11 protein-coding genes and 1 pseudogene are annotated in these 11,227 nt (G+C 67.7%); 11 read left to right on the forward strand and 1 reads right to left on the reverse strand.

The window, feature by feature from the left end; all coding sequences use genetic code 11:
* Window positions 1-145 precede the first annotated feature (145 nt).
* Complete coding sequence (locus QMZ25_RS10430; protein WP_065175242.1) at window positions 146-1,126, reverse strand: helix-turn-helix domain-containing protein; 981 nt, start codon at window positions 1,124-1,126, stop codon at window positions 146-148.
* 690 nt (window positions 1,127-1,816) lie between these two features.
* Here QMZ25_RS10430 and QMZ25_RS10435 point away from each other — a divergent pair.
* The 11 genes and pseudogenes from QMZ25_RS10435 to QMZ25_RS10485 all read left to right on the forward strand — a co-directional run.
* A complete protein-coding gene (locus tag QMZ25_RS10435; RefSeq protein ID WP_065175243.1) occupies window positions 1,817-1,996 on the forward strand; it encodes a Flp family type IVb pilin in 180 nt (59 codons plus the stop codon).
* A 104-nt stretch (window positions 1,997-2,100) separates the two neighbouring features.
* Entirely contained in the window at window positions 2,101-2,646 is a 546-nt protein-coding gene (locus tag QMZ25_RS10440; protein ID WP_065182942.1) for a prepilin peptidase, read from the forward strand.
* Complete coding sequence (locus tag QMZ25_RS10445) at window positions 2,643-3,119, forward strand: TadE/TadG family type IV pilus assembly protein (RefSeq protein WP_065182943.1); 477 nt, start codon at window positions 2,643-2,645, stop codon at window positions 3,117-3,119. The genes QMZ25_RS10440 and QMZ25_RS10445 overlap by 4 nt, the downstream gene beginning before the upstream one ends.
* 19 nt (window positions 3,120-3,138) lie before the next feature.
* Window positions 3,139-4,182 (forward strand): Flp pilus assembly protein CpaB, encoded by a 1,044-nt coding sequence (gene cpaB, locus QMZ25_RS10450; protein WP_065182944.1) that lies wholly within the window; start codon window positions 3,139-3,141, stop codon window positions 4,180-4,182.
* An 18-nt stretch (window positions 4,183-4,200) separates the two neighbouring features.
* Window positions 4,201-5,559, forward strand: a complete 1,359-nt coding sequence (locus tag QMZ25_RS10455; RefSeq protein WP_283219582.1) for a type II and III secretion system protein family protein — start codon at window positions 4,201-4,203, stop codon at window positions 5,557-5,559.
* Window positions 5,560-5,586: 27 nt separating this feature from the next.
* Window positions 5,587-6,843, forward strand: coding sequence for a fimbrial protein (locus QMZ25_RS10460; RefSeq protein ID WP_065175248.1), 1,257 nt, complete (start codon window positions 5,587-5,589; stop codon window positions 6,841-6,843).
* Complete coding sequence (locus QMZ25_RS10465) at window positions 6,828-8,177, forward strand: CpaF family protein (RefSeq protein WP_065182946.1); 1,350 nt, start codon at window positions 6,828-6,830, stop codon at window positions 8,175-8,177. Before QMZ25_RS10460 ends, QMZ25_RS10465 begins: the two co-directional genes overlap by 16 nt.
* Window positions 8,178-8,179: 2 nt before the next feature.
* Window positions 8,180-9,130: a type II secretion system F family protein gene (locus QMZ25_RS10470; RefSeq protein ID WP_283219583.1), complete on the forward strand. Its 951-nt coding sequence runs from the start codon at window positions 8,180-8,182 to the stop codon at window positions 9,128-9,130.
* Window positions 9,131-9,152: 22 nt separating this feature from the next.
* The gene (locus tag QMZ25_RS10475) at window positions 9,153-10,082 is read left to right on the forward strand and encodes a type II secretion system F family protein (RefSeq protein ID WP_065182948.1); all 930 of its coding nucleotides are present in this window, start codon (window positions 9,153-9,155) and stop codon (window positions 10,080-10,082) included.
* Between the two features lie 5 nt (window positions 10,083-10,087).
* Window positions 10,088-10,972: a Flp pilus assembly protein TadD gene (locus QMZ25_RS10480; protein ID WP_283219584.1), complete on the forward strand. Its 885-nt coding sequence runs from the start codon at window positions 10,088-10,090 to the stop codon at window positions 10,970-10,972.
* Window positions 10,969-11,227, forward strand: a pseudogene (locus tag QMZ25_RS10485) (DUF3613 domain-containing protein); the annotation flags it as partial. The gene QMZ25_RS10480 and the pseudogene QMZ25_RS10485, both read left to right, overlap by 4 nt.

Raw genomic sequence — 11,227 nt, forward strand, 5'->3', positions numbered from 1 at the left:
TGACTGACATTTCAACGGTTCGCGGAGGCGTGGCGCACTTCAATCCGGCAGGGCAATCGCGCAATCCGGCAAATCCACGGCCGGATTCGGCAGCCGGATATGCAAAACCGGCAGCAATGCCGTGAAAGCCCCTGTGGGGCAAGACTCAGGCCGGTTGGCCCAACTGCGCGGGTGCACGCATCAGGGTATCCCGCGGAAGTTCACCGAACACCTTCCGGTAATTGTCGGCAAAGCGGGAGAGATCCCACAGGCCACAGCTCAGCGCGATCGCCTTGACAGAACGCCTGCTGGAGTCGGCCATCGATAGGCTGCGGCAGGCTGCACACAGGCGCAGCATGGACAGATAACGGTTGGGCGACGTACCGAACAGATCTTCAAATGCATAGCGCAGGCCACGCTCGCTGACACCGGCGGCGTCGCAGATTTCATTCATGTATATATTGCGACGCAGGTTGAGCCGCATGAAATTCTCGGCGCGCTGGGCGATCAGGTAATGCGTACGCCGTGCGCGGCTGCACCCCGGGCGATCGACGGCACCGGCACCCAGCAGGGCCTGGATGTGCTCATGCAGCAGCCGCTCGGTTTCCTCCGGCTGCAGGCTGGCACCCTGCCCCAGCTGCTGGTGCAGCTGCTGGTAATGCAGCGCCAGCGGGGCATCATCACCGGACAGATTGAACAGCGAGAGCGCCTGTCCCGCCGGCGGGGTGCTGCGCAGGCTCAGTTCGGTCAGCTTGCGCTGCACGCGGGATACCGGCACCAGCATCAGGGTCAAGCGGGTACCGGGGCTGAGGGTGAATTCACTGATGCCTTCGGGAAGCACGGTCAACGCCATCCCGGCCGCCAGCGGTACGCCATGGCACCAGCTCACCGCCTCGTCGGTGGCCTGCAGATACCCCAGCATCGCCCAGTCCGGCGGCAGCATGAAGCGGCCACGGCAATGGAATCCGCAGCTGATGCTGCAGAACAGGGCTTCCTCATGCACGCGCGAAGCGAACGCCGCGCGCGGACCATTGCCGTCGAGCAGCAACAGTTCCACATCGCATACGCGAAGCACACCGCTCAGCGTGGCCAGGTCGATCGACCGGAGCTCGCCGTCGTCGCTGTCAACCACCCCACCATCAACCATGACAGTGTCGTCCCCCGTTGGTCAGCTGCCCGCCGCAACCCCCACTGCCCTACAGGTGCGCGCGGTTTCCAAGAGCATCATCCGTTGCCGTGATGGATGCGGCCACTGGCCGGCTCCACCTTGAAAGTACCAAACCTTGAATACGAGTATGCCCGATAATCCACGCAGGTAAACAGGTCGCACGGGAATACAGCAACCCGCGCCCGGCGTGAAGGAAATGTGGGCGCCAGTGGCACGATTCTCGCATGCGTTAACCCGGGTCACATTATTAACATCACGATGAATCGTTACGCCTGGGAACGGCGCTTCATCACAGAATAAGCAACCGATTATCAGGAATAAGAGATTCCTGCCGAATTTGCATATAGGTTCCGGTTGCACCCGGCCGCCATTCAGGCAAAGTCGGTATCACGGTGATCGAACCGCTCCGATGCGGTCACACCCAGGGGACAGCATGACGATGCACGCGCTGCTCGATGACGTTGCGACCACCGGCCTGGTGCCGCGCGGTCGCACATGCGCGGTCGCTGCACTCCCTGGCGAAGATCACCCTGCTTTAGCGATGCGGGACAGTCCCGCATTGCCACCTCCGCCAGGATGGCAGAGGTCCATGGACGGTCCCGACGGAGTCGGGCAACCGGCCGATGCAGGTGTCTTGTTGCCATTGACAGGTAGAGGGAGACAACCGTCATGAACGCTTCCATCCGCAAGTTCCTGAAAGAAGAAGATGGCGTGACCGCACTCGAGTACGGGCTGCTGGCCGCTGTGATCGCCGGCATCCTGATTGCCGTGGGCCGCACCCAGATCACGGAATTCTTCACCACGCTGTTCACCCGCCTTTCGGCAATCGCCACCGAAGCAACCACCTGAGCGACCTGCGGACGCACCACCGCTGGTCGCGCCATCCGCGACCACGGTGGCCGCAGGCCGGGATGCGGTTGCAGACGGTCCAGTGACGGACGAAGGGGAGTGCGATGACACTGCTGGGACTATTGGCCATCGGTGTGTGCCTGCGGATCGCGATCAGCGATCTGTATGCCCGCCGGGTGCCCAATGCCTGGCTGCTGGCGGCGTGCGCACTCGCAATACCTCTGCTCGTCGCCGGGCAATTTGGTGAGCCACGACTGCCATGGCCGGCGCACCTGCTCGGTGCCGTTGCCGGCTTGCTCGCGCTCCTGCCCTTCTACGCACTACGCTGGATGGGCGCAGGCGACGTGAAATTCTTTGCCGTGCTCGGCCTGCTGCTGGGATGGCATGCCCTGCTGCCGATATGGGTAGTGGCCAGCCTTGCCGCCGGCGCCCACGCAGTGGCGATCCTGCTCGGGCGTCAGCTGGGCATGCACCTGCCGATGCGCGTGCAGCTGCAGGTATCGCGCGCCAGCGAGCAATGGCAGACACACCCCGCATTGCGCGGAATGGAGGCTGCCCGCCAGGGGCGCCGCGGCATTCCCTATGCGGCCTACCTCGCATTGGCGGCGATCGGCTGGCTCCTGGCCACGACCTACGGAGGTCTCGCATGAACACCCTCGGTCCGCGGCGCCAGCGTGGCGTGGTTGCCGTCGAATACGCGCTGATGATGATCCTCGGCCTGGTGCCGCTGCTGCTGTTCACTTTTTCCGGCGTGCTGATCATGGCTGCCCAGCAGACGCTTGCAACGGCCGCTGCCGAAGGCGCGCGCGCATCGCTGCGCTTCGGAACCGCCAACGAACGACGCACCGCCGCGTGCGTCGCAGCACGCCAGTCGATGCAATGGCTGCTGCAGTTCTCCAGGCAGAACCCCGACTGCAGCGCAGGCGGCACCGGTCCGATCCAGGTCTCGGCGCAGGCACCCTGCGCGGGCATGGCAACCGCGCAGTGCATGACGGTCACCGTCCGCTACGACTACGCCGCCCACCCCTTCTTCCCCGGCACCGCCACGCTTTACGGCTGGGTGATGCAGGCCCCCATCCGCAGCGTCGCGGTCGCCCAGCTCGACCTCGGCTCCGGCAACTGACGGTACAGGAGACGGTTCCATGCTCAAGTTGACCCGCATCGCCGCCATCGCTCTGATCGCACTCGCGGTGCTGCTGGCGCTGATCGCATTCGTGATCGGCCGCAGGCCCGCCCCTTCGGTGGAAAGCGCGGCTCCGGTCGTTCAGGCCGACGCACAGGCCATTACGGTGGTCGAGGCCATCGCCCGGCTGCCGGCCGGTGAACCGATCACTGCCAATGGCGTGCGCCTGGCGCGTCGAAGCGCGGCCGTGCCGGGCGCCGTCGCCGACCTGGCCGCCGTGGTCGGCAAGGTGCCGGTGCAGGACATCGCCGAAGGCAGCACCATCAGCGACGCGGTGCTGGCACAGGGCTTCTCGCTGCAGCTGCGGCCCGGCGAGCGTGCACTGGCGGTGCCGGTGGATGAACTGGTCGGTGCCGGCAACCGTATCCTGCCAGGCGATTTCGTCGATGTGTTCCTCAACCTGCGCAGCGAACCTGCCAGCTACAACGCGGCACCCGACGCCGCACAGACCCGCCTGCTGCTGTCGCGCCTGCGCGTGCTCAGTTATGGCCAGCAGGACATCGCCCCGAACACGGGCAGCACGAATGCCAGCGCCGATGCCAGCAACCGTGCAGACCCGCGCGCGGCAGATATCACCAGCAACGCCAGCAGCGGTGGCGGCAGTAGCGGTGACGCAGCCCAGCCGGCCCGCAGCGCCGTGCTGGCGGTGCCGGTGGCCGATGCCAACCGGCTGCTGCTGGGCGCGCAGCAGGGCAAGCTCTACCTCGCGCTGCGCAATCCCGCCGACGCCGGCCAGCCCGACCTGGCCCTGTTCCCGCAGGCGCGAGGCGTGATCGATCCGCTGCGTGGCCTGGACGCGGAACAGCAGCTGGCGTTGCAGCGCCCCGAGAACCACGCCTTCGCCGGCATCGATGGCGATGCCCTGGCCGGCCGCAGCAGCGCACGCGCACGCACGGTGAACGACGCCCCCGCACAGCCCCCCGCCGCCCGCCGCAGCGCACCGCGCGCATCCGGAATCGAGATCATCCGCGGCGATGGTTCTGCGCCCCGCGGCTCCCTTTGACCTGCACCGAGAGCTTCCATGACCGAACGTCGCCAGAGTCCAAGCCCCTCCTCCCGCCAGCGCTGGCTCGCTCTGCTGCTGGTGCTGCTGGCGCCTGCGACCAGCGTGGCTGCTGACGACCTGGTGCTGCAGGCCCGCGAACAGCGGCCATGGACACTGCCCACGGACCTGGAACGGGTGGCCATCGCCGATCCGGGCGTCGCCGATATCGTGATGCTGCGTGGCCAGCGCCAGGCGCTGCTGGTCGGCAAGGCCCCCGGCACCACCACCCTGCTGCTGTGGCACCGCAAGCAGTCGGAGCCACAGCGCGTGCAGGTCCGCGTGCAGAGCGCGGTGCAGGGGGCGGCCGATGCGGGTTCCAGCGGCCTGGTGTTCACCCAGCAGGACCAACAGGGCCTGCTGCAGGGAAGCACCGACAGCGCGCTCTCGCACATGCAGGAACAGAAGGCGGCCGTGATGGCGTTGGGCAAGGATGGCCAGCTGGCCGATGCCTCCACCATCGCCAGCGGCGGTGTGGTCCAGGTCGAGGTGAAGGTGGTCGAGTTCAACAAGACCGCGCTGAAACAGGTCGGCATCAGCTTCCAGAACCGCAACGGCGGTTTTGCCTATGGCTTCGCTCGTCCGGGCGGCATCCTGCCGGGCAATACCGGCGTGCTGCCCGGCATGCAGGAGGGCAATTCCAGCAACGAATCGGAATCGCCCATCTCGTCGGCCTTCCGCCTGGTGTTCGGCTCGACGAAGGGCCTGTGGAATGCGGACCTCGATCTGCTGCAGTCCAATGGCATGGCCCGGGTGCTGGCCGAGCCGACCCTGGTCGCGCTGTCCGGCCAGAGCGCCAGCTTCCTCGCCGGTGGTGAACTGCCGATCCTCGAACCCCAGGGCCTGGGGACCACCACCATCACCTACAAGCCGTTCGGCATCGGCCTGACCGTCACCCCGACCGTGCTCGCGCCCAACCGCATCGCCCTGAAGGTGGCGCCGGAAGCCAGCGACCTCGACTACACCAACGCCATTTCCCTCAACGGTGTGCAGATTCCGTCGATCAGCACCCGCCGTGCCGATACCACGGTGGAACTGGGCGATGGCGAGAGCTTCGTGATCGGCGGTCTCGTCAGCTCGACGGTCGCCTCCACGGTGAACAAGATCCCGCTGCTGGGCGACCTGCCGATCATCGGCTCGTTCTTCCGCGATTTCGACTACAAGCGCCAGGACAAGGAACTGGTGATCATCGTCACGCCACGGCTGGTGCAGCCCCTCGCCCGCAATGCCGAGCTGGCACTGCCAGGCGAGCGCGAGGCCCGGCCCAACCTGCCTGAGTGGGGTTCCTGGCTGCTGGGTCCGGTCAGCCAGGACCCGGTGCCCGGTTTCTCACGTTGAATCCATGATGCCTGCGATACCACGCCCATGCCCTACGCCACTGCCCAGCCGCTGCATCCGCAAGGACCGCCGATGAACCTGGTCCTGTACGGGATGGATCGCGAACTGCTGCCGCGGCTGGCGGCCAAGCTGCCGCCTGCCACCACCCTGCACTGGCAGGACAGCGGTGAGCCGACATCCGCGCAGGACCTGCAACGCGGTCCGCAGAATCTGGTACTGCTCGACTTCCGCCCCGAGCACGCCGCCGCCTCGACCGTGCTGGCGCAGCAGCTGCAGCAGACCCAGCCGGACCTTGCGCTGGTCGCCGTTGGCGCCACCAGTGCCGGGCAGGTCGAAGGCGTGGTGATGGCGCTGCGCGCCGGCCTGCGCGATGTGCTCGACCTGGACAGCGACAACACCGGCATCGAGGCCGCGCTGCGCCGCGCGCTCTCGCCCCGGCCCGCCGCTGCCGCGCACCAGCCGCACAAGGCGCGGTTGATCCTGCTGCTGGGCGTACGTGCCGGGGTCGGCACCAGCACACTGGCCGCGCATCTGGCCGTGCTTGCACAACAGACCCATGCATTGGCGCAGGGCGAGGCCAGCACCCAGGACGGTCTGCTGCTGGAACTGGCGCAGCCGGCAGGCGACCTGGCGCTCTACCTCAATCTGGACAGCCGCTTCCACTACGAAGACGCACTGCGCAATGCCAGCCGCATCGACGCCACCCTGGCGCGCACTGCGATGGCGCGCCATGACAGCGGACTGGTCCTGCTCGACCGCGCCAGCGGCAGCGATGCGCTTCCACCGTCCGATCCGGGCGCCCTGCTGCAGCGGCTGCGCGGCGTGTTTGCCAGCGTGCTGTGCGACGCCGGCGGCTGCCCGCTGCGTCAACTGCCACCGCTGCTGCTGGACCAGGCCGACGAGATCTGGCTGGTCGCGGACGCTTCGATCGCCACTCTGGTCTCGCTTGACCATGCGCTCAAGCATCTGTCCGGCCAGCGCGAACGGGAGAAGCGCCTGCAACTGGTGATCAACCGCCATGACGACAGCAGCGGCATGAGCCCGGAGCAGATCGCCCGACGATTCGAGCTTCCACTGCTGGCCACGCTCCCCGAACGACCACGCGTACGTGCCTCCGCCAGCCACGGCCACCTGCTGCTGCAGGACGCGCCGCGTGATCCGTACCTGCGTGCCCTCGCCCCGCTCGTCCAACGCCTGGATCCGGCTGCATGCCCGGTCCAGACGCACGGCCTGCGGGAAAGACTTGCCCTTGCCCTGGGTGGATCGCAATGGAAGACAAAGTAACCCCGTTTCCGCACGCCGTCGCCCGCCACACCGTTCCTGACCACGTTGCGGGCAATCTGCCGTTCGCAGAGACCGAGCAGTACCAGAAGGTGCTGTCCGCGGCGCATGAGCACCTGCTCAACAGCATCGAGGACGAGCGCATCGATATCGATTCGTGGGCTCCGGACACGATCGCGCGCTGGGTGCAGGTGCAGACCGTGGGTTTCATCCAGGAATGGCGCATCCCGATCAATGAAGAGGAGATGCAGGTGGTGGCCGAGGGCCTGGTCAAGGAGCTGACCGGCTTCGGCCCGCTGGACGACCTGCTGCATGATCCCACCATCGAAGACATCCTGATCAATGGCTTCAAGGATGTGCATGTCTCGCAGGGCGGACAACTCAAGCGCGCAACCCAGCGCTTCACCGACGACACCCATCTGCTGCGCATCCTGCGCCGCATCCTCGCGCCACTTGGCCGGCGCCTGGATGACTCCAACCCGATGGTGGATGCGCGCCTGCCCAACGGCGGCCGCCTCAATGCGATCATCTCGCCGCTGGCGGTGGACGGCCCGATGGTCTCCATCCGCAAGTTCCGCAAGGACCCGTTCACGCCCGATGAACTGCTGGCCAAGGGCACCTTCGATGCGCCGATGCAGGCGCTGCTGAAGGCGATGGTGCTGGGTCGCTGCAACATCCTCGTCTCCGGCGGCACCAGCTCGGGCAAGACCTCGCTGCTGAACGCCCTGGCCAGCTACGTGCCACCCACCGAGCGCGTGATCACCGTCGAGGACACCGCCGAGCTCTCGCTCAACCATCCGCACGTGGTGCGCCTGGAGAGCCGCATCGGTGGTGCGGAGGGACAGGGCGCCGTCAGCATCCGTGACCTGGTGCGCAACAGCCTGCGCATGCGCCCCGACCGCATCGTGGTCGGCGAGGTGCGCGGCGCGGAAGTGCTGGAGATGCTGCAGGCGATGAACACCGGCCACGACGGCTCGATGGCCACCATCCATGCCAACTCGCCGCGCGACTGTCTCTATCGCATCGAGATGCTGGCCGGCTTCGCCGGGTTCCAGGGCAGCGAAGACAGCCTGCGCAGGCAGATCGCCAGCGCGATCGATTTCATCGTGCAGATCTCGCGCCTCGGCAGTGGCCGGCGCGTGCTGGTATCGATCACCGAGATCACCGGCGTCAGCGACAACCTGATCACCACCCAGGAGATGTTCCGCCACGAAGTGCAGATCGACGGCAGTGGCAAGGAGACCGACCGCTGGATCGGGCTGGGCTTCCAGCCGCACTCGCACAAGCTCGAGCCGTTCCGCCAACTGTTGCGCGAATCCCTCTACGGAGACTACTGAACATGGGGACCGGCCTGCTGCTGGGCGTATTGAGCATCGTGTCGGTGCTGCTGGCGCTGGCGGTATGGCTGTGGGGCACCGCCAACAGCCGCGAACAGCGGCAGGCATCCCTGCAGCATGCCGAACAGCAGCTGGCACGTGGCAGCGCGGGCCCGGGCAGCAACGCGGCTGCGGCCAACGATGGATCGCGGCCGCTGCCGGCAGCAGCTGGCCGTCGCGCGCTGCCCTGGAATGGCCTGCTGCAACGCGCGGGCCTCGCCACCGGCTGGAAGGTGCCGCTGATGCTGCTGGTGCCCGGCCTGGCCCTCTCGCTGTTCGCGATACTGCGGCTGGGAACGGCATGGATGCTGCCGCTGACGCTGCTGCTGTACCTGCTGGGCTGCTGGTTGTGGATCATGCGCCGCACCGCCAAGTTGCAGGCCAAGCTGCTTCATCAGCTGCCGGACTTCCTCGACAACCTGGTCCGCCTGACCGCGCTCGGCAACAGCCTGCAGTCGGCCTTCCAGGTCGCGTCGCAACAGGCGACGCCGCCGCTGCGTGAGCTGCTGGACACCACGGTGCGATACGCGCGGGGCGGCATGGACCTGGACCGCGCACTGAACCTCGCCGCGCAGCCCTATCGGATGGAGGTGCTGAAGGTGCTGGCCGTGGTGATGGGCGTCAGCGTCCGCATCGGCGGCCGCGCCGATCAGATCCTGCAGCGCATGGGCGATTTCATGCGCGACCTGGAGCAGGCCCAGCAGGAGCTGTCAGCCACCACGTCCGAGACCCGCATGTCGGCCTGGGTGCTGGGACTGCTTCCGCCCGCCAGCGCCGTACTGATGGCGATCTCCAGCCCCGAGTTCTTCCAGCCCGTCCTGCACGATCCGCTCGGTCACAAGATCCTGCTGATCGCCCTGGGCCTGGAACTGCTCGGTGGTTTCCTGCTGTATCGCCTGGCCAAGTCGCTATGAGCATCCGCAGCGGAGGTTCCCGATGAGCGCAACTGCCTGGTTCGCACTTGCCCTGCTGGTCCTGGCCGCCGGCGTCGCCCTGCTCGGTGTGGGCGGCTGGGTCCGCAGCCATCGCGAGGACCGCAGTGCGGCAACGCTGAAGACCGCATTGCAGCCACGTGATCCGATCGCCGACGAGGACGCGGCCCGCAGGGATTCACTGGGCTGGCTGGAGCGCTTCGGCCGGACGCTCAGCGGCGGGCGCCTGGAAGCCGCACTGCTGGCAGGCGAGGATCGCCTGCTGCTTGATCTGGCCGGCTGGAACACCCGTCGCGGCACGGCGATCTATCTGGGCCTGCGCCTGCTGCTGGCAGTACTGGTGCTGGCGCTGACCCTGGCCGTGAGCGATGCCACCGGCCTGGCCCGGATCATGGTGATCGTCGGCGCGCTCGCCGCCGGCCTGCTGCTGCCCAAGTTCGTGCTGGCCGCGTGGGTCAAGCGGCGGCGGCGCGCCGTCAACAACGAGTTGCCGCTGTTGATCGACCTGCTGCGCCTGCTGCAGGGGGTTGGCTTCAGCATGGATCAGAGCCTGCAGACCCTGGGCGACAAGCTGCGCGACGCACTGCCGGTGCTCGGTGGCGAGATCCAGGAGGCGAACGTCGCCTACACCCATGGACGCACTCGCGCCCAGTCGCTGCGCCGGCTCAGCGATGTCTACGGCGATGACGACCTGTCCAGCCTGGTGCAGTTGATCCTGCAGGTGCACGCCCACGGCGGCGCGGTGCAGGAGCCGCTGCGCCAGTTCAGCATCCGGCTGCGCGAACAGCGCCGCAATGCTCTGAAAGAGAAGGTCGGCAAGCTCTCGGTGAAGATGACCGTGGTGATGATGCTGACCCTGCTGCCTGCACTGATGCTGGTGCTGGCCGGGCCTGCGCTGGTCGCGCTGGCCAAAACCCTGTCGAACATGGGATGACCGTCATGCCTGCTCTGCGCCACGCCTGTCTGTTGTTTGCTCTTGCCGCTGCCGTCGCGGGATGCGCCTCGTCCACCCCGAAGTACCTGCGCGCGCCCACCCTGGCCGAGCCCGGGCCCGCGCCGCAGGACAGCCGCAATGCCTACCTTGAGCTGATCGAGCGCATGCAGCTGCAAGGGGCCTGGTACGCCTCGCTGGCGCATGTGGATGCATTCCGCCAGCGCTACGGCGATCCTCCGGCGCTGCGCCTGCTGCAGGCCAATGCACTGCGCGAGACCGGCCAGACCGACGCCGCGGCCGCGCTGTACCGCGAACTCAGCAGCGGGCCGCAGGCCGCCGCCGCGGCACATGGCCTGGGCCTGATCGCCGCGCATCGCGATGACGAGGCCGGCAGCGAACTGTCGCTGGCCCGCGCCACCCAGCTGCAGCCGTTGAATACCGATTACCTGGGTGACCTGGGGTATGCGCGTCTGCGTGCCGGCCGCTTCGATCAGGCCCGCGAGCCGCTGGCCAAAGCACTGGAACTATCACCGGGCAACGCCAAGGCGACCGCCAACCTGGCGCTGTGGGCGGTCCTGCGCGGCGACAACGCCACGGCCGAACGCCTGGCTGCGCAGGCCAACCTCAACGAAGACACCCGGCGCAGCATCCAGCAGCAGGCCCAGCAGATCCGCAGCCGGCTGCAGCAGCGCCAAGCCCAGGCATCGGCGGCCAGCAGCACGGCACGGATCGCCACTGTGCCATCCCGCGCCCCCGCCCCGGCCCCGGCCGGCAGCCGGCTGGCGGCCGAAACACGCCGTGACGCCCGCGATCGCGATCCCTCCCGTCTGCCGCCGTCGATGCTGGAGCGCTTCGGCACGTCCGACCACCCGACCGAGAACACGCCATGACCGCGATGACCCTGATCCGACGCCTGCTGCCTGCGGTCACCTGCTGCCTGCTTGCCACGGGAGCCCACGCACAGGCGCCACAGGCGCCGCTGACCGGCCAGATGCTGGGAGGCAGCCCGGCAGCGACCCCTGCCATCGCGCCGCAGCAGGCCGAAGCACTGGCAACCGTCGACCTCGCGGCGCCTGCGCCGCCCCCCGCGATGCCGCCCGCGCCTCCTGCCCGGGTGGCCGCTGCACCGGCTGCGCCGCGGCGCA

This window comes from Stenotrophomonas sp. RS-48, from assembly GCF_030053245.1.
Lineage (GTDB): Bacteria > Pseudomonadota > Gammaproteobacteria > Xanthomonadales > Xanthomonadaceae > Stenotrophomonas > Stenotrophomonas maltophilia_P.

What these genes read in the sequence shown, in the direction of transcription:
- QMZ25_RS10430 (WP_065175242.1), bottom strand. Translation starts at nt 1,126, where the DNA reads ATGGTTGATGGTGGGGTGGTTGACAGCGACGACGGCGAGCTCCGGTCG.
- QMZ25_RS10435 (WP_065175243.1), top strand. Translation starts at nt 1,817, where the DNA reads ATGAACGCTTCCATCCGCAAGTTCCTGAAAGAAGAAGATGGCGTGACC.
- QMZ25_RS10440 (WP_065182942.1), top strand. Translation starts at nt 2,101, where the DNA reads ATGACACTGCTGGGACTATTGGCCATCGGTGTGTGCCTGCGGATCGCG.
- QMZ25_RS10445 (WP_065182943.1), top strand. Translation starts at nt 2,643, where the DNA reads ATGAACACCCTCGGTCCGCGGCGCCAGCGTGGCGTGGTTGCCGTCGAA.
- cpaB (WP_065182944.1), top strand. Translation starts at nt 3,139, where the DNA reads ATGCTCAAGTTGACCCGCATCGCCGCCATCGCTCTGATCGCACTCGCG.
- QMZ25_RS10455 (WP_283219582.1), top strand. Translation starts at nt 4,201, where the DNA reads ATGACCGAACGTCGCCAGAGTCCAAGCCCCTCCTCCCGCCAGCGCTGG.
- QMZ25_RS10460 (WP_065175248.1), top strand. Translation starts at nt 5,587, where the DNA reads ATGCCCTACGCCACTGCCCAGCCGCTGCATCCGCAAGGACCGCCGATG.
- QMZ25_RS10465 (WP_065182946.1), top strand. Translation starts at nt 6,828, where the DNA reads ATGGAAGACAAAGTAACCCCGTTTCCGCACGCCGTCGCCCGCCACACC.
- QMZ25_RS10470 (WP_283219583.1), top strand. Translation starts at nt 8,180, where the DNA reads ATGGGGACCGGCCTGCTGCTGGGCGTATTGAGCATCGTGTCGGTGCTG.
- QMZ25_RS10475 (WP_065182948.1), top strand. Translation starts at nt 9,153, where the DNA reads ATGAGCGCAACTGCCTGGTTCGCACTTGCCCTGCTGGTCCTGGCCGCC.
- QMZ25_RS10480 (WP_283219584.1), top strand. Translation starts at nt 10,088, where the DNA reads ATGCCTGCTCTGCGCCACGCCTGTCTGTTGTTTGCTCTTGCCGCTGCC.